At 63.0% G+C, this 20,901-nt stretch carries 21 protein-coding genes; 9 read left to right on the top strand and 12 right to left on the bottom strand.

Annotation, left to right across the window (positions count from 1 at the left end; all coding sequences use genetic code 11):
• Positions 1-142: 142 nt before the first annotated feature.
• The 9 genes from K3146_RS01090 to K3146_RS01050 all read right to left on the bottom strand — a co-directional run bounded on the left by K3146_RS01090 (position 143) and on the right by K3146_RS01050 (position 8,139).
• Complete coding sequence (locus K3146_RS01090) at positions 143-832, bottom strand: aspartate/glutamate racemase family protein (RefSeq protein WP_221544370.1); 690 nt, start codon at positions 830-832, stop codon at positions 143-145.
• Positions 833-885: 53 nt separating this feature from the next.
• Positions 886-1,887, bottom strand: a complete 1,002-nt coding sequence (locus K3146_RS01085; RefSeq protein WP_221544369.1) for an alpha/beta fold hydrolase — start codon at positions 1,885-1,887, stop codon at positions 886-888.
• 171 nt (positions 1,888-2,058) lie between these two features.
• Entirely contained in the window at positions 2,059-3,060 is a 1,002-nt protein-coding gene (locus K3146_RS01080) for an SO2930 family diheme c-type cytochrome (RefSeq protein ID WP_221544368.1), read from the bottom strand.
• Positions 3,057-4,244, bottom strand: a complete 1,188-nt coding sequence (locus K3146_RS01075; protein ID WP_221544367.1) for a parallel beta-helix domain-containing protein — start codon at positions 4,242-4,244, stop codon at positions 3,057-3,059. The genes K3146_RS01080 and K3146_RS01075 overlap by 4 nt, the downstream gene beginning before the upstream one ends.
• Positions 4,245-4,300: 56 nt before the next feature.
• Complete coding sequence (locus tag K3146_RS01070) at positions 4,301-4,642, bottom strand: hypothetical protein (RefSeq protein ID WP_221544366.1); 342 nt, start codon at positions 4,640-4,642, stop codon at positions 4,301-4,303.
• Positions 4,643-4,646: 4 nt separating this feature from the next.
• Positions 4,647-6,095: an NAD(P)(+) transhydrogenase (Re/Si-specific) subunit beta gene (locus K3146_RS01065; RefSeq protein WP_221545179.1), complete on the bottom strand. Its 1,449-nt coding sequence runs from the start codon at positions 6,093-6,095 to the stop codon at positions 4,647-4,649.
• A gap of 125 nt (positions 6,096-6,220) precedes the next feature.
• The gene (locus K3146_RS01060) at positions 6,221-6,505 is read right to left on the bottom strand and encodes an NAD(P) transhydrogenase subunit alpha part 2 (RefSeq protein ID WP_006833497.1); all 285 of its coding nucleotides are present in this window, start codon (positions 6,503-6,505) and stop codon (positions 6,221-6,223) included.
• Positions 6,506-6,881: 376 nt separating this feature from the next.
• The gene (locus K3146_RS01055) at positions 6,882-8,003 is read right to left on the bottom strand and encodes a Re/Si-specific NAD(P)(+) transhydrogenase subunit alpha (RefSeq protein ID WP_221544365.1); all 1,122 of its coding nucleotides are present in this window, start codon (positions 8,001-8,003) and stop codon (positions 6,882-6,884) included.
• 10 nt (positions 8,004-8,013) lie between these two features.
• Entirely contained in the window at positions 8,014-8,139 is a 126-nt protein-coding gene (locus K3146_RS01050; protein ID WP_221544364.1) for an aa3-type cytochrome c oxidase subunit IV, read from the bottom strand.
• Positions 8,140-8,335: 196 nt separating this feature from the next.
• Here K3146_RS01050 and K3146_RS01045 point away from each other — a divergent pair, with 196 nt between their 5' ends.
• Positions 8,336-9,748: a sigma-54-dependent transcriptional regulator gene (locus K3146_RS01045; protein ID WP_221544363.1), complete on the top strand. Its 1,413-nt coding sequence runs from the start codon at positions 8,336-8,338 to the stop codon at positions 9,746-9,748.
• 134 nt (positions 9,749-9,882) lie between these two features.
• Positions 9,883-10,665, top strand: a complete 783-nt coding sequence (locus K3146_RS01040) for an SDR family oxidoreductase (RefSeq protein ID WP_221544362.1) — start codon at positions 9,883-9,885, stop codon at positions 10,663-10,665.
• Positions 10,666-10,687: 22 nt separating this feature from the next.
• Here K3146_RS01040 and folP read toward each other — a convergent pair whose 3' ends face one another.
• Positions 10,688-11,797 (bottom strand): dihydropteroate synthase, encoded by a 1,110-nt coding sequence (gene folP / locus K3146_RS01035; protein ID WP_221544361.1) that lies wholly within the window; start codon positions 11,795-11,797, stop codon positions 10,688-10,690.
• Positions 11,798-12,347: 550 nt separating this feature from the next.
• Between folP and K3146_RS01030 the strand changes: the two genes are divergently transcribed.
• Complete coding sequence (locus K3146_RS01030; RefSeq protein WP_221544360.1) at positions 12,348-12,869, top strand: hypothetical protein; 522 nt, start codon at positions 12,348-12,350, stop codon at positions 12,867-12,869.
• 459 nt (positions 12,870-13,328) lie between these two features.
• Here the strand turns inward: K3146_RS01030 and K3146_RS01025 are convergent, their stop codons facing one another.
• Complete coding sequence (locus K3146_RS01025; protein WP_282098453.1) at positions 13,329-14,471, bottom strand: site-specific DNA-methyltransferase; 1,143 nt, start codon at positions 14,469-14,471, stop codon at positions 13,329-13,331.
• A gap of 273 nt (positions 14,472-14,744) precedes the next feature.
• Here K3146_RS01025 and K3146_RS01020 point away from each other — a divergent pair, with 273 nt between their 5' ends.
• On the top strand, positions 14,745-15,923 hold the full coding sequence (locus K3146_RS01020; RefSeq protein ID WP_221544359.1) for a fumarylacetoacetate hydrolase family protein: 1,179 nt from the start codon (positions 14,745-14,747) through the stop codon (positions 15,921-15,923).
• Here the strand turns inward: K3146_RS01020 and K3146_RS01015 are convergent.
• A complete protein-coding gene (locus K3146_RS01015) occupies positions 15,920-16,543 on the bottom strand; it encodes a ribonuclease HII (RefSeq protein ID WP_221544358.1) in 624 nt (207 codons plus the stop codon). The two genes, K3146_RS01020 and K3146_RS01015, sit on opposite strands and share 4 nt — an antisense overlap.
• Here K3146_RS01015 and K3146_RS01010 point away from each other — a divergent pair.
• The 5 genes from K3146_RS01010 to K3146_RS00990 all read left to right on the top strand — a co-directional run bounded on the left by K3146_RS01010 (position 16,542) and on the right by K3146_RS00990 (position 20,772).
• The gene (locus K3146_RS01010; protein ID WP_221544357.1) at positions 16,542-17,714 is read left to right on the top strand and encodes a PQQ-dependent sugar dehydrogenase; all 1,173 of its coding nucleotides are present in this window, start codon (positions 16,542-16,544) and stop codon (positions 17,712-17,714) included. The two genes, K3146_RS01015 and K3146_RS01010, sit on opposite strands and share 2 nt — an antisense overlap.
• 49 nt (positions 17,715-17,763) lie before the next feature.
• Positions 17,764-18,309 carry a GNAT family N-acetyltransferase gene (locus K3146_RS01005; RefSeq protein ID WP_221544356.1) on the top strand — a complete coding sequence of 182 codons (546 nt, stop codon included), beginning with the start codon at positions 17,764-17,766 and terminating at the stop codon, positions 18,307-18,309.
• Between the two features lie 36 nt (positions 18,310-18,345).
• The gene (locus tag K3146_RS01000; RefSeq protein ID WP_221544355.1) at positions 18,346-18,894 is read left to right on the top strand and encodes a DUF1285 domain-containing protein; all 549 of its coding nucleotides are present in this window, start codon (positions 18,346-18,348) and stop codon (positions 18,892-18,894) included.
• Complete coding sequence (locus K3146_RS00995; RefSeq protein ID WP_221544354.1) at positions 18,891-19,484, top strand: CoA pyrophosphatase; 594 nt, start codon at positions 18,891-18,893, stop codon at positions 19,482-19,484. The genes K3146_RS01000 and K3146_RS00995 overlap by 4 nt, the downstream gene beginning before the upstream one ends.
• A 112-nt stretch (positions 19,485-19,596) precedes the next feature.
• On the top strand, positions 19,597-20,772 hold the full coding sequence (locus K3146_RS00990) for a CCA tRNA nucleotidyltransferase (protein WP_247711033.1): 1,176 nt from the start codon (positions 19,597-19,599) through the stop codon (positions 20,770-20,772).
• Positions 20,773-20,901 lie beyond the last annotated feature (129 nt).

Raw genomic sequence — 20,901 nt, 5'->3', positions numbered from 1 at the left:
GTCATTAAAGCAGTCCCTTCCCTAGAGATCGAGGAGGACACAATGCTGCCTGCGATCATGTAGGCAATGTCATTAAGGACAGTTTTCACCAAAACACGACAAAGCGTGCCAGTTGCGCTGCAAATCTACGGGCCTCCGGGCTTTAGCCCAGGATCCAGTCGGTCGCGGCGCGGCAGTGGATATCGGTCGAGTTGAAGACCGGAAGCACGTTCGCGGCGGTGTCCACCACCAGTTCCAGCTCGGTGCAGGCGAGGACGATGGCATCCGCCCCCTCCTTCTCCTTCATGGTGATGATCGTCTTGAGCTGGCGTTCCGCGTCGCGCGTGACCCGTCCCAGCATCAGCTCCTTGTAGATGATCCCGTCGACCAGTTCGACATCATTGGGATCGGGCGGGAGCAGGTCGACCCCGTGCGAGACAAGTCGCTGGCGATAAAAGCTCTCGGTCATCACGAAACGCGTTCCCAATAAAGCGGCGCTTTCGCACTTGGCCTCGGCCATCGCTTCACCCACCGAGTCCGCAATGTGCAGCACCGGGATGGAAATCGCTTCCGAAACGCGCTCGTAGCTCTTGTGCATGGTGTTGGCGGCGATGACGATCGCCTCGGAACCGGCAGATTCCAGCTTTCGCGCGCTCTCGACCAGGATCGAGGCGATGGCGTCCCAATCGTCGGCCTGCTTGGCACTTGCGATGCGCGAATAGTCGAGGCTGTCGATCAGCATGGGCGCACTCGCCATGGGCTGGGCGCGCTTCTGGACCAGCTTGTTGATCCGTTCATAATAGGCGCGGGTGGAAATCCAGCTCATCCCGCCGATGAGACCCAATGTGCGCAAGATCCGCGCTCCCTTCGATTATGGCCCTGCCGCCCCTGTGCGGCCCCTCATGTTCAAGGGGTTAGAACGGGTTCGGCATCCGCCGGTTCCTCGGTCGGCACTTCGGGAGGGATCAGCGCCTCATTGAGCCAGATCGCGAGATCGGTGGCGCTGCGTTCGGGTGCCTCTTCCATGGGAATATGCCCGATCCCGTCATAGGCGACGAGCGTGCTGTTGGGCAGCTGCTCGTCATACCATTCGGCGGCGGCATAGGGGATCAGCGCGTCCTCCTTGCCCCAGATGATCAGCGTCGGCACCTGCACGCGGGCGATGTCCGCCGGGTCGAAGGCAGTGCGCGGCGCAGAAAAGCGAATGCGGGTTGCGCCGCGATTGCCCGGATAGCGCGCCATCTCCCAATAGCGCGTCACGGCTTCGTCGGTCACCACATCCTGGTTGGAGACGCTTTGCGACAGGCTGCGTTCGATCAGGCTGCGCGGCAGCAGTTGGCTCATGATGTCGCCGATGACGGGCATGCCAGCGAGCGTGAAGGCGATATTGCCCCCGCCCTCGCGTTCGATCGGCGCACCACCTGCATCGACCAGGACCAGCGCATCGAGCCGCCAGGGGTTGTCCATCGCATAGGCCATGGCGATCCCGCCGCCCATCGAATTGCCCGCAAGGGTGAAGGTATCGACGCCCAGCGCCTCGGTCACCGCATCGATGTCCGCGCCGAAGCCGACCGCACTGTAATCATCGTCCGGCGCAGGTCCGGTCAGGCCATGACCGCGCTGGTCGAACCGGATGACGCGATAGTCCTCGCGCAGGATTTCGGTCCACTGCTGCCAGGTATGGAGATCGGCATTCGATCCGTGGAGAAGGACGATCACGGGCGCATCGCGCGGTCCTTCATCGCGGACATGGATCTCCCGCCCCTCGCCGATGTCGAGGAACTGCGAAGGCGCGCTGCCATACTTGGCGCGCATTTCCGCCGGATCGGTATCGGGCACGCGCATGACGAAAAAGGCGATGACCAGCACCGCCAGCAATACCCCCAATCCGCGCCACACCCATTTCATACACCTACTCCCCCAATACCGGTCCTACAGGATGGAACACATGGAACACAGTCCTGAGCTAATAAATCCCCGGGCCGCCGTTCCGGTGCTGAATGCCGGAAATGCGCGGTTTCATGTTTGCCCGATGTCATCATGGCCGGGTCTTATCAGTGGCACCGCAAAGTAGGAAAGTCAGCTGTCGGGCATGCCCGCAATCCACTTGCGGACAGCCTCGGTTCCTTCTTCGTCGATCGTCGACTTGCCGAGTTCGGGCATGGCGACACCCGGATCATTGCTCAACATTCGGTGGAGCAGGATGGATTCCTCCGGCTTGCCCGGGACCACGTCGAAGAGCAGGTCGCCCGCCCCGCGCCCTGCGGCCACGGGTCGCTTCATGATGCCGATGGCAATCGGATCGTGCTGCTCCCAGCGCAGGTCGAGGCCGCTGTTCGAGGCCGTCGCACCAGGCCGGTGGCAATGCGCGCAATTGACGTCGAGATAGGCGCGGGCCGCGTCTTCGGCGCTGGCGGAGGCGCGTTCTTCCCAGACCGGCATGACACCTGCATCCTTTGGCGCCATCCCGAAATGCTCCTTCAGCCATACAGCCGAGAGATTGCGCGCCTTCGGCCCAATCGGCGTCACCGCGCCATCGAGGCCGTGGCACTCCTTGCACTGGTTCTTGTTCGGCACGCGGTAGCTGATGGCCTCGCCCTTTGGCGTGGAGAGGTCGATCCGCGCCCCTGCAACCGCCAGCCGGGCCTCGGTCTGCTCCTCGTTCCAGAGATAGGGCAGCGCGAGCCAGCCATCGGCACGATGCAACAGCACACGCGTTTCGATCAGCCGCCGTTCTTCGCCCTCCCCGAATGCGAAGGTCTTGATGATCGCGCTGCCGACCGGGAATTGCAGCAAACCGTCCTCGCCCAAGCCGACCTCCTGGCCCTCGGGCACATAGACGAAGCGCAACTTCTCCGCGCCGTCCGAATAGAGCGGGGTATTGAGGCGATAGGGGACCACGCCCAGGGTCGGCACCTGCGCATCGGCATGGATGAAGAAGCCATATTCCTCGAGCGTGCGTGGGAGGCGGTCACCGGTAATCACGTCATCGGCGACGTCGGGCATCGCCCGCCGCGCCTCGCCTGAAGCAGTAGCCAGCGACAGTGCCGCCGCTGCGAGGAGGAGACCCCCAAGCTTCATCCCAGCCGCTCGTCCAGCTCGGCAGGCGCACCGATGCCGGTCTCGTCGAAATCAGCCGCCGGCGCGGGGGCTGCGAGCGGCGCGGGCTGCGCATCGCCCAGTCCCTTGCCCTGCTCGGTCAGGCCAAGCGTCCAGCCGGGCGTATCGCCGCTGACATAGAGGCTGCCGAGGCCGTCCCACATGATCGGGGGCAATTCGCCGCCGAAGGCCGCCTTGAGCATATCGGCACCGTCGAGCTGCGGATCGTAGCCGCCATCTTCGATCGTATTCTCGCCCACCACCACTTCGCGCGGGAGCGGATTGTAGCGCTCGTCGTCATAGGGCTGGACATAGGCGATCACCATGATCGGCGCGGTGGGATTGCCCGACAGCAGGTTGCCTTCGACCAGCACATTGTCATTGGCCATCACCATGATCCCCGTGCCGCGCCGCACGCCCGCCACGATATTGCCCGGAGGCGCGAAATTCGGCGTATCATTGGCGACCACGAGATTGTTGCGCACGATCACGTTGCCGCCGCCCATCACCGGAAGGTTGGGCAGGTCGAAAATCAATATACCACCGGTATTACGCGTGGCGATATTGTGTTCGACCAGCGCATCGCGGCTGTTCTCGATCTCGATACCCGCTACATTGGCTTCGGCGATCGAATTGCGCACGGTGATCTTGCTGGACTGGCCCACGTAAATCCCCGCATCGGAGGCGCCGGTCACCTTCACACCGTCGACGAGCACGCCGGTGCTTTCCACCGGATAGATCGCATAGGCGCCGTTTTCCTCATGCGGACCGCGAGTCCAGGTGACGCGAATGCGGTGATAGACGATATTGTCCGCGCCCTTGGACTTGATCCCGTCGCCCTTGGGGTTCTCGACCGCGAAATCACGCAGGGTGACATTGTCACTGGTGACCAGCAGCCCCTCGCCCGCGCCTTGCTGGCCGGTGAAATCGAGCACGGTTCCGTCCATTCCCGCGCCGCGCACGGTCACGCCATCGACATCGAGGCTCAGCCCGTCGGTGATGTGATAGCGGCCAGCGGCCAGCACGATCTCGTCGCCCGGTTCGGCCAGGATCAGCGCTTCCTGCAGGCGCTCCTGCGCGCCATCGCCCGGTTCGATGCTGTGCGTTTCGGCAAGCACCGGGGCGGCGCTGGCGAGGAGTGCGGCGGAAATGGCAATGCGGATCATGAGTCTCTCCCTCTTGGCCGCCATAGTGCCAAGCGGGAAAACTATTGCAAGCGCGTCTAACCCGCGGTGAACGAACAGATTGCTGCCGAAGTGCCGACGACCTCGATCAGCTCGACATCTTCGACCGAGCGCAGGCGCTCGAGGAACTCGACGGTGCTGGCGGGCATGCCGACTTCGCGTTCGCGCTCGCCGATCTGCTGGAGCTCGCGCAATTGGGTGATCGTGAGCCGTTCCGAAAGCCGCGTACCCATGCAGGCTGCGACGGGTTGCGGCACGCCGCGTACGACCAGCGCGGTCTCGATACGTCCGGCCGTGACCCGCTCGATGCCGCCGAAATAGCCCCAGGCGCCGATGCCGACGATAGCCAGCAGGACGATGATGATCAGCACCTTGCGCATGGCCTTAGTCGAGCGCCTTCACGATTTCCTCGACCATTTTCTTGGCATCGGACAGCAGCATCATGGTCTGGTCCATGTAGAATACGTCGTTGTCGACCCCGGCATAGCCCACGCCACCCATCGAGCGCTTGATGAAGAAGACCTGCTTGGCCTTGTCCACATCGAACACGGGCATGCCGTAAATGGGCGATGATTTGTCGGTCTTGGCCGCCGGGTTCACCACATCGTTCGCGCCGATGATGAAGGCGACATCGGCCTGCGCGAATTCGCTGTTGATGTCCTCCAGCTCGAACACGTTTTCGTAAGGCACCTGCGCTTCGGCGAGCAGCACGTTCATATGCCCCGGCATCCGCCCGGCGACGGGGTGGATGGCGTATTTCACCTCCACGCCCTTCTCCTCCAGCATGTCGGCCATCTCACGAAGCGCGTGCTGCGCCTGCGCCACTGCCATGCCGTAGCCGGGGATGATGATGACCTTTTCCGCCTGCTCGAGCATGAAGGCCGCATCGGCCGCGCTGCCCTGCTTGTAGGGCCGCTGCTCCTTCGCCTCTCCGCCGCCAGCGCCGCTATCGTCTGCGCCGAACCCGCCTGCGATCACCGAGATAAAGCTGCGGTTCATCGCGCGGCACATGATGTAGCTGAGGATAGCGCCCGAGGACCCGACCAGCGCGCCAGTGATGATCATCGCCGTATTGCCGAGCGTGAAGCCCATCGCCGCCGCCGCCCAGCCCGAATAGCTGTTCAGCATCGAGACCACGACCGGCATATCCGCCCCGCCGATGGGAATGATCAGCAGGAAGCCGATGAGGAAGGCGAGCACCGTCAGCGCGATGATCAGCGGCATGGTCTCGGCAGGTCCGGCCATGGCGAAGAGCGCCGTCAACACGATGATCGCCGCCAGCGTGCCGAGGTTGATGACGTGCCGCGCAGGCAAGAGGATCGGCGAGCCGCTCATTCGTCCCGACAGCTTGGCAAAGGCGATGACCGAGCCCGAGAAGGTGATCGCCCCTATGGCAATGCCAAGACCCATCTCGACCTTGGAAACCGCGCCGATGCCGGTGTCGGTCAGCAGGCCGAAGGCTCCCGGATTGAGATAGGCTGCCCAGCCCACCAGCACCGCGGCAAGGCCGACGAGCGAGTGGAACGCCGCGACCAGCTCGGGCATTGAGGTCATCGCAATGCGCCGCGCGATAACGAGGCCTATGACCCCACCGACCGCAATTGCGATCAGGATCTCGACGATATTGGCAATGTCGTGCGTCACCAGCGTCGTCACCACCGCAATCAGCATGCCGATCATGCCGAAACGGTTGCCCGTCCGGCTCGTCGCGGGCGAGGACAGGCCGCGCAGCGCGAGGATGAAGAATACGCCCGACACGAGATAGGCGAGTGCCACCCACGGATTCACCGTCTCGCCGGTCGCGGCATGGGCAGGTGTGGCAAAAACAAGCATCGTCATCGCGAGGAGCGAAGCGACGACGCGATCCATCGACCGACCACTTAGCCACGCGCGAGGGCGATGGATTGCCGCGGCGACTGCGTCGCCTCGCAATGACGGAATGGAGAGGAAGCGCTTCATCACTTCTTCTCCTTCTTCTTGTACATGGCGAGCATTCGCGCCGTAACCGCAAACCCGCCGAAGATATTCACGCTGGCGAGCACGATACCGAGCAGCCCCAACCACTTCGCCCCCGGTACATCCGCCGCCGCCGCCGCTATCAGCGCTCCGACGATGATTACCGAGGAAATCGCATTGGTCACCGCCATCAGCGGCGTGTGCAGCGCGGGCGTGACCGACCAGACCACGTAATAGCCGACGAAGCACGCCAGCACGAAAATCGACAGGATTGAAATGAAGTCCACTAACCAGCCTCCGCTGCTATTGCCGCCTCAATGGCGTCATTTGCCTCAGCATATTGCTTGAGACTGGGTTCTTCAGCTGCGCCCTGCATCTGAAAGGGGCAGATTTTGTCTGACACTGCATCGTCCTCCTCCCAAGACGTCTTTGCCGCCGTGAGCTTTTCGCCCAACCCGGACCGCCACCCCTCGAACAACAGGTTCTCGGTCCGCTCCACCTCTTCCCAGTAGGCACGAATTTCAGTTCGCGGGTCCAACGAGGCACAAACGCCTGCGTCTCTCATTGCCCAATACGCGTCGCTTAGACCGTCTTCCGTGGATTGGCCGCCCGCCGAAGGTGCACCGCAGGATGCCACAAGCAGTACGAAAGCCAATCCTGCTTTCAACCCGCCAGCCTCTCGTTCACGACCTTCCCGCCCTGCGTGAGGCGGACGGCATCGCCGATTTCCTCGTCGAGGACTGGCTTGCCTGCTTCCTTGTCCCAGAAGGCGGAGAGAAAGTTGAACAGATTGCGCGCGAACAGGGCCGAAGCGTCTGCGGCGAGATGCCCTGCGGTGTTCGAATAGCCTACGATCTTCACGCCGTGCTTTTCGACGGTTTGGTCGGGTTGCGAACCTTCCACATTTCCGCCCTGCGCCACGGCAAGGTCGAAAATCACGCTGCCGGGCTTCATCGTTGCAATCTGCGCGTCCGAAATCAGCTTCGGCGCGGGCCGGCCGGGGATCAGCGCGGTGGTGATGACGATGTCCTGTTTGGCGATATGCGAGCTCACCAGCTCTGCCTGCGCCTTCTGGTATTCCTCGCTCATCTCGGTGGCATAGCCGCCCGAACCTTCGCCCTCGATGCCCGCCACTTCCTCGACAAACACCGGTTTTGCACCGAGCGACTGGATCTGTTCCTTGGTTGCCGAGCGCACGTCAGTCGCACTCACCTGCGCGCCCAGCCGCTTAGCGGTCGCAATGGCCTGCAAGCCCGCCACGCCCACGCCCATAACGAAGACTTTCGCCGCCTGCACCGTGCCGGCGGCGGTCATCATCATCGGGAAGGCGCGGCCATACTCGTTGGCCGCGGTCAGCACCGCCTTGTAACCGGCGAGGTTCGACTGGCTGGAGAGCACATCCATGCTCTGCGCACGCGTGATCCGCGGCATGAATTCCATCGAGAGCGCCTCGAAGCCGCCCTTGGCATAGGCCTCGACCAGCTCGCCATTGCGGAAAGGATCGAAGGTCGCCGCCACCCAGGCGCCCGGTTTCGCCCCGGCCAGGGCCATGACGTCCGGCGCCTGTACGCCCAGCACGATATCCGCGCCTTCGACAGCCTTGGGGCCGGAAACCACTTCGGCCCCGGCCTCCCGATAGGCTTCGTCGGATATGGAGGCGGTAACCCCCGCCCCCTCCTCGATCGCGATTGTGGCTCCCAAAGCGGCAAATGTCTTCACCGTTTCGGGCGTGATGGCGACCCGGCTTTCACCGGGTGCACGCTCCTTGAGCACCGCGATCCGCATAGGGCCGCGCTCAGCCGGAAATCAGGACGACGACAACCGCGGTGATGACAGCCAGCAGCGGGACCACCCACTTGAGCATGGCGATAAAGGAGCCGTAGGTTTTCTCGTGCGCCTTCCTGTCGTTGGCGGAATCCATAAGTGCAGTTCCCTCTTTTGTCCGTTATGCGGATGGGGGTCTAGAATGCGGCGACCGGATCGACAAGGGCATAGCTGCTGCCTCGAAGCATTGGACCTGCGCGAATTGTGGGGTTAATCCGCCATTTACCCGCATGCGCTATGCAAAATCAAAGCGCGCGACACGTGTATCGCGGGGCAAGGGAATGTGAGCGTCCATGGCGACAGAGAAGAGCCGTTTGCTGATACTGGTCGATAACGAGCCTGCGCAGGCCCGGATCATCACGTCGCTCGCAAAGCGCGAAAACTGGCGCGTGAAGACCGCCGAAAGCTGCGAAGAAGCGCTAGAGCTGCTGGGTTCCAAGGAAGGCAGCGAAGCTGATTGCCTGCTGTTCGACCAGCGTGTGGCGGGCGACGATCCTTGCGACTACATCCGCCAGGTCCGCAGTGCGAGCGAAGTATCGGTGGTCATGATCGCCGGCTCCAACTCGCCGCTGCAGGCGGTCGAGGCCATGCGCGCTGGCGCGAGCGATTATCTTATCAAGCCGGTTGTGCCCGAACGCCTTGCGCTGGCGCTGCGCGGCGCGGTGCGAGGCGACAGTTCGCGTGACGAGCTGCAGCCGCTGGCCGAAAAACTGCCGCCGATCCTCGATTTCGACGCCATGGTCGGCAGCGATACGGCCTTCCGCACCGCCCTCGCCAAGGCAGCCACTGCCGCGCGTGGTCACGGGCACGTGCTGGTCGAGGGGGAAAGCGGCACGGGCAAGGAAATGCTGCTGCGTGCCATCCACCACGCCTCTACCCGGTCCAAGGGCCCCAAGAAGCTGGTCAATTGCGAAGGCCTGCCCGCCAACACGCTCGAATCTCTCCTCTTCGGTCACGAGAAAGGCGCTTTTGCGGGCGCGTTCGAGCGGCAGGAAGGCCTGCTGTCGATCTGCGACGGCGGGACGCTGATCCTCGACGAGATCGACACCGTCGACCGCGAGATCCAGGAACGCCTCGCCGCGGTCCTCGAAACCGGCATCGTTCGCCCCACCGGTGCGAGCCACGGCTTCCGCATCGATGTCCGCATCCTTGCAGGCAGCGAACGCCGCCTCGAAGTGCTGGTAGACGAAGGCAAGTTCTCGCCCGAGCTGTTCGAGAAGCTTTCCCCTACGCGCATCACTCTTCCGCCCCTGCGCGAGCGCATGGGCGATATCCCGGCACTGGTCCGCTACTTCCTCTCCGAATTCGGCAAGCAGGAAGGCAACAAGCACCATTCGATCGCCGATAGCGGTCTCTCGCTGCTCGAGGCTTATGAGTGGCCGGGCAACGTCCGCCAGCTTCAGACCGTGCTTTTCCGCGCCTGCGTCCACGAACGCCGCGAAGCGCTGACCGCGCACAGTTTCCCGCAGCTTGCCGAACTGCTCGGCGAGGCCGATCGCGGCGAGAGCAAGTCGCGCGGCCTTGGCACGCTGCTCTATGCAGAGGACGGCCACATCCGTTCGCTGAGCGAGATCGAGGCCGACATCATCCGCCTCGCCATCGGCCATTATCGCGGCAAGATGACCGAAGTCGCCCGCCGTCTCGGGATCGGGCGCTCGACGCTCTACCGCAAGCTGCAGGAACTGGGCATCGACAACGCCGCCTAGTGCTGTCATAGGCGCGGCCAGCCAATCTCGAGGAGCATGTCAGGTGAACTAAGGCCACCGCCACGGCGGATATGATACACTGGCGGGACCATGAGTCCCGATCTGCCTCACCTGATTTTCTCGAAAGACTTCTCATGCAAAAACTGAACGACACGCTCTGCGTGGTAACCGGCGGTGCGCGCGGCATCGGCAAGGCCGTGTGCAAGGCCTTCATAAACGAAGGCGCGCGCGTCGTGCTGACCGATATCGACGTGGCCGAAGGTAGGAAAGCGGCCGATGAACTGGGCTGCGACTTCGTGAAGCTCGATGTCGCGAGCGAGGCCGACTGGGACGCCTTCGCCGAGCGCTTCCCGGCCATCGACGTCCTCGTCAACAATGCCGGGATCACCGGCTTCGAGGACGGCCCCGCGCCGCACGACCCTGAAAACGCCAGCCTCGAGGAATGGCACCGCGTCCACGCGGTCAACACCGACGGCTGCTTCCTCGGCTGCCGCTATGCCCTGCGCGCCATGAAGGCGAAGGGCGCGGGCTCGATCATCAACATGTCTTCGCGCTCGGGCATTGTCGGCATTCCGGGCGCTGCGGCCTATGCGGCGAGCAAGGCGGCGATCCGCAATCACTCCAAGTCGGTGGCGCTTTACGCCGCGCAGCATGGCTGGGCGATCCGCTGCAATTCGATCCACCCGGCTGCCGTGCTCACCCCGATGTGGGAGACGCTGCTGGGCGACGGTCCCGATCTCGAAGAACGCAAGGCCGCGATGGTCAAGGACACACCCTTGAAACGCTTCGGCACGGTCGAGGAAGTGGCCGCGCTCTGCGTCTACCTCGCCAGCACCGAGAGCGGCTACATGACCGGCGCCGAGCTCACCCTCGACGGCGGCCTGCTGGCAGGGAGCGCTGCTTCGCCGGGGGACTAGCCCGGCAAGCCCCCCCAACCAGCTATGCTGGCAGATCCCCGAAATCGGTCAGCGCCGCATCGCGCAATCCGCGCCAGACATTGCGCGCCTGGACGGTTTCGGGGACGTCATGGACGCGCAGGAGCTGGATGCCCGCATCCATGCCCTTCACCGCCAGGGCGATGCTGCCGCCGAGCCGTGCATCGGCGTCGGCCTCGTTCGACAGCGCCCCGATCATCCGCTTGCGGCTCACTCCCAGCATCAGCGGGTGACCGAGCGCGTGGAACAGCGGCAGCGCGTTGAGGAGCGCGAGATTGTCCGCGAGGCTCTTGCCGAAACCGATACCCGGATCGAGCAGGATGCGGCTCGCGTCGATGCCCGCCTCCAGCGCCTCGTCGCGGCGGCGGCGGAGCTCGTCGAAGACGTCGAACACCGGATTGGCGTAGTCCCCGCCCTCGTGCAGGTCCTGCCCGCTTCCCGGCGCATGCATCAGCACCACCGGGCATCCGCGCGAGGCGATTACCTCGGCGCTGCGCGGATCGTGGGTTAGCCCGCTGACGTCGTTGACCAGCACCGCGCCCGCGTCGAGCGCGGCTTCCATCACCGCCGCCTTGCGCGTGTCGATACTGACCGCCGCGCCCATCGCCGCGGCCGCCTCGATCGCGGGGACGACCCGCTCGATTTCGTCGCCTTCCCAGACGGCTTTCGCGCCGGGCCGCGTGCTCTCGCCGCCCACATCGATGATGCTTGCCCCCGCCTCCACCATCGCCGCGGCATGTTCGCGCGCAGCATCGGGATCGGCATGCGCACCGCCATCGCTGAAGCTGTCGGGCGTGACGTTGAGAATGCCCATCACCTGCGGCTGGTCGAGCCGGACGGTCCGGCTGCCCAGCTCCAGCGCCGGATGCGCGAGCGTGAGGTTCGCCCACTGCTGCTCCGCATCGCCAGCGACCTCGTCCGGCAGCTGGCCAAGCACCTCCGCCATCGTTTCAGGCGCAGCGAGCCAGCGCTCGGCAATCTCGCCATCCCGGCGCAGGATCACGGCAAAGCGGCTGGCATAAACCATGGTCCCGGCAAGAGGGATGGCATTGCCATGCTCGGATTGCGGACCGGGCACGAGGCCGATGGGGCGGATGTAGATGCTGTCAGTCATGTTGGGACAGCCCTAGCAGGGAGCCGACAGGATGGAACTCTTTCAGAAGGGTCAATTTGAAAATTCAATGATGGAATTGGACATAAATCTCGCACGTCGCAAGCCAACCTCGAACCCTTTCTATGATCAACTGCCATGCGATGTTCTTCGCTAAACGACTATGGCCATCCAGAACCATTCGATTGGATGGTTGACGTTCAGACTAAGGACTAGCGAACAATAGGTCGAATCGGACTAAAGTCGGGAACTACCGAAGATATCAGTCCTTAGGTAAAATCTTTTCGAAGCAGGTTTTTTGATGTAAGGTGAATTCATTATCAAACTAACGAGTCGCAAATTGTGAGAGCGAATTATCGCCCCACGTAGTTGCGCACTTCTCATTTACCTGTCCATGTGACAGTTGAGATTTTCGCTGGCTATTTTTCACCTTAGTTCTTTTGGGAGAAATTTTGTGGCTAGCTCCAGCAAGATTAATAACGATTCTTTGGGCGAACTCACGGAGGACGTAGCAAATGCCCTGATACGTGCGATATCCAACCAGAGGGGAAAGTTGGATGACCGCGTCACCGCCGGTATTTGGATTGAACCCGCTAGTGATCGGTTCGAGCGAGTTGGCGAAAGACTTGGCAGGAAACATCCATCGAGCCTTTCTCGCCGCGAAATATCTCGCTTGGCGACGGGCAATGAACTCAATCGTCAAAGCTTGGGGATGCTTAACGATCAGTTTGCAAGAGATCCTTCACTAGGGATCCGCCTCTATCTCAATCTGATTGAATCCCCAGAGACTTGGGGTCAGCTATTTGATCTTGACGAAACAACTCTTGATCGAATTCGGGAAGGCGGCTCCCCCAGCAGCGATGAACAAGAGCTTTGGAAAGGATTAGCATTTTTCGAGCACCAGGCAAGCTCAGTAACCTTTGATGTAGTCACACCGCAGAGCGCAAGAACGAAGAAGGGAAAGACTGCCAAGAAGGATCGACCAGCTTGGATGCCAGACAAAATTGAGATCGAGGGTAAGACAGATACTGATGGGAAGACGTCGGTCGGAATAAAAATCGTATGGGAATTCTAGGGCAATGATCAACAACAAGATCTTGTGCCCCAGTTCTCGCTCCGATCGACCAAGAAGCGAAATCCTAGGAATTGTCATCGAAGAAGACGATAGTCCACGGGTGAAGCTTTTCGATCAAACCATCCCTGTGACGAGAGAGATCAGGAATCTTGAAGAGAACAGCGCGCAAGTCGCGTTGACGGAATTCCTGCGATTCACATCGCCTTGTGCGCAAGGAGCATGCAGTCATTTTTGCGATAACAAATGCACTCTCGCAACCGCACTTGTCGCAGAAGGGTCAGCATCTCTCGGTTTTTCCCCAGACTGCCCGATCACGGAGTTCTGCCGTTGGCGAACTCAAGAGGGCGAGGCTGCCTGCATTGTTTGCAATGGCATCGTGACAGATAGCTATAGGGACTAGCTCGGTTATGGAAAGAATGCGCCAACTCTTTATTGCTTTCTCTCCGAACTAGACGTTGCTCAATCCTCCACCGCCAGCAGGTACAACTGCCGCGCGGCGTCGATGGGCTTTACGTCGCCATCCACCTCGTAGTGCCAGAAGGTCCAGCCGTTGCAGCTGGGGGCGCCTTGTAGGTCCTTGCCCAGACCGTGGATGCTGCCTGTCTGCTTGCCGCACGCCAGCGAGCCATCGGCGCGTACCGTGGCGATCCAGCGGCGTTTCTTGTCGAACAGTTCGGTGCCGGGCTTCAAATAGCCGTTCTCGACCAGCGCGCCGAAGGCCACCTTGGGGGCGCTGCGGCCGGCCTGCATGGTGGTGAGCGCGCTTTCGTCGAGCGGGAGTTCCTTGTCGATCCGCTTCAGCGCGGCATCGCGATAGACATTCTCGCGTTCGCAACCTATCCAGTTGCGGCCCAGACGCTTGGCCACAGCGCCCGTGGTGCCGGTGCCGAAGAAGGGGTCGAGCACGACGTCGCCCTTTTCCGTCGTGGAGAGCAGCACGCGGTAGAGCAGCGCTTCGGGCTTTTGCGTCGGGTGGACCTTGTGACCGCCCTCTTTCAGCCGCTCGGCCCCGTTGCAGATCGGCAGGACCCAATCGCTGCGCATCTGGAGCTCGTCGTTCAGCGTCTTCATCGCGCGGTAGTTGAAGTGGTACTTCGCCTTCTCGCCCTGCGAACACCACAGCAGCGTCTCATGCGCATTGGTGAAGCGGGTGCCGCGGAAATTGGGCATGGGGTTCGACTTGCGCCACACGATGTCGTTGAGGATCCAGAAGCCCAGGTCCTGCAGGATCGCGCCGACGCGGTAGATATTGTGATAGCTGCCGATCACCCACAGCCCGCCATCGGGCTTGAGGATGCGCTTGGCCTCGGTCAGCCAGGCGCGGGTGAAATCGTCATAGAGCTGGAAGGTGTCGAACTTGTCCCAATCGTCGGTCACCGCATCGACATGGCTGCCATCGGGCCGGTTGAGATCGCCGCCAAGCTGGAGGTTGTAGGGCGGGTCCGCGAAGACGAGATCGATGCTCGCATCGGGGATTTTGCGCATGGCTTCCACGCAGTCGCCATCGAGGATCTGCCCCAATGGCAAGTCCACGGCTTTCTGCGCCGGTTTCGCCTTCGCTGCCGTAGCGGCGCGCGTCTTCGTGGTCTCCAGGACCGCCATGTCATTACCCCTGTCCAAAGTTATCCACAGGGTGAGTCCAAATGGATTCCGGGTCAAGACAGTTGTTTAGCCGCAAGTCCTAAAGATGGTGTTAACCATAAGCGGAACGAAACGAGTCCCCACTAGATGTTGAGTCCGCCCCGCCCGCGCGGACTCCAGATGATGCGGTGTGGCGCGAAGGACTCAATCGCCTTGCGATATGCCGATTTTGGGTTCTGCCGTCTTTCGCTCTAGGGTCGGGGAGCGGTTGCTTGGCGGCAGGAGACGGGGTGTATGGGATGGTTTGGCAAGGGCGTGCTTGGTGCGGTTGGCCTCGCGGCAGCAGGTGTGGTCATCGCGTGGGCTACTTCCCCCGACCCGCGCTACAATCCGGCGAGTTTCGAGGATGAGCCGCTAGCGGCCCGGATCGCCCCCATGGAAGAGGCGGTAACGCTGGCCCGGTTCAAGGAGGGCGAGACGATCGCAACGCTGCTGGTGCTGGGCTTCGACGGCGACAGTGTGAGCGGTATCGACCTGCGCGAACTGGGTGCCGAGGCCAGTGCCGATCCCTTCGTCGCCCTGGCATCCGCCGAATTCGATCCGCGCGACCTGCCCGGGCGCGAACGCACCATCTCCATCGCCGACCTCCTGCCTACCGGGACCGATGGCACGCGCCATATCGGTATCGGGACCAACTTCCCCGAACATGCCGAGGAAGCCAACAGCGGCAGCGTCTTCATCTTCCCCAAGTTCGGCCCTGCGACGCCTGCCCGCACGCAGGTGCGCGCAGAGGACGGCGTGCTGCTCGATTACGAAGTCGAGTTCTGCATGCGCTTCGACCGCGACATCGCCAGCCGGGCGGATTTCGATGCCGCGGTGAAGGGCCTGTTCCTTTGCGCCGACTTCACCAACCGCAATGCGCTGGTCGAAATGGCGGACCCGGACAATCTCGACAGCGGCTATGGCTTCTCCGACGCGAAGAGCGGACCCGATTTCTTCCCCACTGGCCCCTTCCTCGTGATCCCGCGCGACTGGGAGGCCTTCACGGCCGATCTGCGCATGACCACCAGAGTCAACGGCGAACCCCGGCAGGACGCGCGCGGGCGGGAGATGACGTTGGACTTCGGGGAACTTGCCGAGAAAGCGCTGGGCGACATGGGCGAAGCGCGCTTCTTCTACGACGGCGGATTCGTGAAACTGGCCAAAGGAGAGCGCATCGACACCTCGACCACGCTGATGTCGGGCACCTCCGAAGGCACGATCTTCACCGGCCCCACTCGCGGCGACATGATCGAGGCGGTCGCGGCCTATGTCCTGCAGGGAGGCCCGCTATCGGGGCGCGATTTCATGGACAGCGCCCGCGAGACCTTCATCGCCAACGAGCTGGAGACCCGCCACTACCTCCAGCCGGGCGATAGCGTGCGCTATGCCTCGAACTGGCTCGGCGATATCGAGGTCGAAGTCACCCGCTAGAGCAATTCCATCTGGCTGACCGGTGCGAAGCTGCGGCGGTGGAGCGGGGTCGGGCCGTGGATGCGAAGCGCCTCCATATGCGCTTTCGAACCATAGCCCTTGTTGCTGACCCAGCCATATTCGGGGTGGCGTTCGGCGGCCGCGATCATGATCCTGTCGCGATGTTCCTTGGCCAGGATCGAGGCGGCGGAAATGCATGGCTCCAGCCCGTCGCCGCCCACGATCGCGCGGGCGGGCCAGCGCCATTCCTCGCGGCGGCCTTGCGGGGTCATGTTGCCGTCGATCAGCACTTCCACCGGCTGCGTTCCGAGCGCCTCGACACAGCGCTGCGTCGCCAGCGTCATCGCCAGCATGGTTGCGCCGAAAATGTTGAGCCGGTCGATCTCTTCCGGCTCGACCACCGCCAGCCCCCAGGCGCAACGTGTCAGAATTTGCGGTTCGAGTCTGGAACGTGCGCGCGCGGAAAGCTTTTTGGAGTCATCCAGCCCGTCGGGGCATGGTTTGCACAGGACCACCGCAGCGGCCACGACGGGACCGGCCAGGGGGCCACGTCCGGCCTCGTCCACCCCCACGACAAGCGGGGCATCGCCAAGATCAAGTTCGGGAGCAGATGAAAACATGAAATGCGTGACAATCCTCCTCGCCACCCTATCGCCGCTGCTGATGGCTTCAAGCTGCGGCTCGGGTTCGTCCACCACTGGCGGCGGGGAAACCGTCTCGACGCCTTCCCCGACCTCGACCACCGCTGGCTTCGACGGCAATTTCGCCGTCAGCGAGCATGGCAGTTTCGACGAGCCATGGGCTGCGGCCTTCGTGCCGGGGACCGACGTCATCGTCGTCACCGAGAAGGGTGGATCGATCCGCGGCATGAACACGGCGAACCAGCGCGCAATCTTCTTCACCGGCGTCCCGCAGGTCGACTACGGCGGCCAGGGCGGGCTTGGCGACATCGCCTTCCTGCCGAGCGAGGCCTCGTCGACCATCGATCGCCGCACGATTTACCTCAGCTGGGCCGAGGCCGGCAGCGGCGACACGCGCGGCGCAGTCGTCGGCCGCGGGCAGATGGTGTGCGAGGATCACCAGAGCTGCGAAATCCGCAACATGGAAGTGATCTGGCGACAGGCGCCGAAGACCACTGGCCGCGGGCACTATTCGCACCGGATCCTGTTCAGCCCGGACGAACGCTACATGTATGTGGCCAGCGGCGATCGGCAGAAGCTCGACCCGGCACAGGATCGCTCGAACACGCTCGGCTCGATCGTACGACTGAACCTCGATGGCAGCGCGGCTGCCGACAACCCGTTCGGCGACGAAATCTGGTCCTACGGTCATCGCAACATCCTCGGCATGGATTTCGATGCGCAGGGCAGGCTCTGGGACATGGAGCACGGCCCCAAGGGCGGCGATGAGCTCAACCTGGTCAAGCGCGGCGCGAATTACGGCTGGCCGGTGCGTTCGAACGGGGTGCACTACAATGGCGACAACATCCCCGATCACTCGGCGGATGACGGTTTTGCCAAGCCAGCGATCAGCTGGACGCCTGTAATCGCGCCGGGGAACATGGTCTTCTATCGCGGCAGCTTGTTCGACGGCATGAAAGGCGACGCTCTGATCTCTGGGCTTTCCTCCAACGCTATCGTCCGCGTGGCGATCGATGGCGAAAGCGCGATCGAGGTTGCGCGCTACGACATGGGCAAGCGCATCCGTTCGGTCATCGAAGGGCCTGACGGTGCGCTGTGGGTGCTTGAGGATGGCAGCGGAGGCAGGTTGCTCGAACTTCGCCCGCAGTAAGCGAAATTTGATCGACACCCCGGCACCGCGCGCTTAATCGGCGCAGCCCATGGCGACACTCGTTCCCCTCTCCGCGGTCGATCCAGCGCTGGTAGAGCAACTGCTCGATGCCGCTTTCGGCGAGCAACGCCACGCGCGTACCGCTTACCGCATTCGCGATGGCGTCGACTATCTGCCCGCCATGAGCTTTGCCGTGCTCGACGAGGAGGACTATCTCGCCGGGTCGATCCAGCTCTGGCCGGTCGCGCTAACCGATCCGAAGGGGCGCCCGCATCCGCTCATCATGGTAGGGCCGGTGGCAGTCGTCCCCGGGCGGCAGGGCGAAGGCTTTGGAAGGGCGCTGATGGCCGCCAGCCTCGGCGCGGTCGATGCCGCCTTCGACCAGGGCGCACCGCCCTTCCCGCAGGTCATGATCGGCGATCCCGAATATTACGGGCAATGGAGCTTCACTGCCGAGCATACCGGTGACTGGCATTGCCCCGGTCCGTTCGAACGCGAGCGCCTGCTGCTGCGCACGGGCAATCCCGCGATCCTGCCACCGGAGGGCATGCTTGGCCCGTGGACTGCCGAGACGAGCGCCGCCGCGAAGGATTGAAGAGAACCTTCGCCTCTGCCATCGGTTCACCCATCGATGGTCTATACCCCGCCCCCCGAACTTGCCGGAATGTCGCTTGCTGAAATTGCGGAGGCGGTGGCCGAACGCCGCCTGCCGCCGGTCGAGCAATGGTCGCCGGACAATATCGACGACAGCCACATGGTCATAAAGGCTGACGGCACCTGGTTGCACGAGGAAAGCCCGATCACCCGTCCGGCGATGGTCCGCGCCTTTTCAGGCCTGTTGAACCGCGAGGACGACGGGAGCTACTGGCTCGTCGTCCCCTACCAGAAGCTTTCCATCGAGGTGGAGGATGCCTGCTTCATCGCCACCGATGTGAGCAAGAAGGACGGCGACCTCGCCTTCCGCCTCAACACCGACGAGCTGGTCGTGGCCGGGCCGGACAATCCGATCCGCGCCGCGGGCGATCCCGACCACCCTGCCCTCTATCTCCACGTGCGCCGCGGCTGCGAAGCGCGGCTCAATCGCTCGACCTATGAACAGCTTGCGCAGATCGCGCTGGCGCATGGCGAGGATTGGACGGTCGAGAGTGGCGGGGAAACCTTCTCGCTCCTGCCCGCATGAGCGCGCTCTTCGATCGCCTGGCGCACCTGTTCGAACAGGGCCATTCGCGCGATGTCGATGGCCTGCTGTCGGATGCAAGATTTGCCGATCTCGACCGGACGGCCGATGCTGCCGTGCTGATAGCAGTCACCGAGCGTGAGACCCCGACCGTATTGTTGACCCAGCGCCCGCGCACCATGCGCGACCATCCGGGCCAGGTCGCCTTTCCCGGAGGCAAGATCGATCACGGCGAGGACCCGGTCGAGGCAGCGTTGCGCGAAGCTTGGGAGGAATTGGGCATCGAAGAACGCCATGTCCGGGTAATCGGCACAACCGATCGCTACCAGACCGGGACCGGCTTCGACATTACCCCGGTGCTCGCCACGGTTCCGCCCGATCTTCCCATCCGCCCGAACGCTCGCGAAGTGGAAAGCTGGTTCGAAGCCCCGCTCGACCTCCTGATGGACTCCGGTCGCTGGAACGAGAACGAGGTGTTCTGGAAAGGTGCCATGCGGCGTTATTACGAGATGGACCACGAGGGCTATCGCATCTGGGGCGTGACCGCGGCGATCTGCATCAATCTGTCGCGCCGTCTGGCGTGGTTCGACTGAGAGCAACCTCCCGTCCCCGTTCGCACTGAGCTTGTCGAAGTGCCGCTTTTTCTTCTAGCGCTGCTCCTGGAAGTAAGTACGGCCCTTCGACAAGCTCAGGGCGAACGGAGTTCTGGTGGCAATTCTACCCCAAGCAGAATGGACCAAGCGCGAAGACCTGGCGCAGCTGATTGCAGCGCTGGGTGCCGATGATGCGCGCTATGTCGGCGGGGCGGTGCGCGATACCTTGCTGGGCAAGGATATCCACGATGTGGATCTCGCCACTCCGCTGCTTCCGGCCGAGGTGATCGACCGCTGCAAGGAAGCCGGGATCAGGACAGTTCCGACCGGTATCGACCACGGCACAGTGACCGCAATCCTGCCCGATGGCCCGGTTGAGATCACCACTCTGCGCCGCGACGTCTCGACCGATGGCCGCCGCGCGACCGTCGCCTTCGCCACCGAGTGGAAGGAAGATGCATCGCGCCGCGATTTCACGATCAACGCGCTCTATGCCCATCCCGAGAGCCTCGAGATCAGCGATTACTTCGGTGGGGTAGAGGATCTGGAACGCGGCCACGTGCGCTTCATCGGCGAGGCCGCCGAGCGCATTCGCGAAGATCACCTTCGCATCCTGCGCTATTTTCGCTTCCAGGCGCGTTTCGGCGATGCACTCGATGAAGAGGCGGTGACCGCCTGCCGGGAACTTGCCCACACGCTCAAGGGCCTCAGCCGGGAGCGCGTGGCCATGGAACTGCTCGCGATCCTTGCCCTTCCCGCGCCTTCACCGACGATCGGGTTGATGCAGGAACTCGGCGTCCTCGAGGTAATCCTGCCCGAAGCGCGGGCGCGCGAGATCGAATGCCTGGGCCAGTTGGTCGCGACCGAAGACCGCGAAGGCGTCCCGGGCGATCCGGTACGCCGTCTTGCCGCGCTTCTGCCGCCGATCGAGCGGGTTGCCGAAGGCGTCGCGGCCCGCCTGCGCCTGTCGCGCCAGCAGCGGACGCGCCTCGTCACCGCCGCGGCGCGGCGCGAGGAGGACACAGCCAATCCTCGCGCGCTGGCCTACTACGAGGGCAGCGAGGCGGCATTCGACCGCTTGCTGTTGCAAGGGGCAGACACCGAAGAGCTCGCGAAATGGACCGTCCCGCAACTGCCGCTCAAGGGCGGCGAGATAGTGCAGCGCGGCGTGAGTGCGGGTCCCGATGTCGCACGGATATTGCGCCGGGTCGAAGCACGCTGGGTTGAGGAAGGATTCCCCGCCCGCGAACGCGTCGATGCCATCCTCGATGCGGAACTCTCGGCATAGCGATTCGTTGAAGAAGTGAAGGAATTGGGCGGTTTCGCCTTCCTGAACCGCAGCTTCAGCCATCTTCATATTCGCTTAAGCTGCAGTGCAGCATAAGGTTTCTCGAGGCCGGTTGCGTATGACCAACCG

The sequence above is a fragment of the Qipengyuania vesicularis genome (assembly GCF_019711415.1).
Classification (GTDB): Bacteria; Pseudomonadota; Alphaproteobacteria; order Sphingomonadales; family Sphingomonadaceae; genus Qipengyuania; species Qipengyuania vesicularis.
The sequence above is the reverse complement of the archived record's forward strand: the minus strand, read 5'-3'. Positions and strand labels throughout refer to the sequence as shown.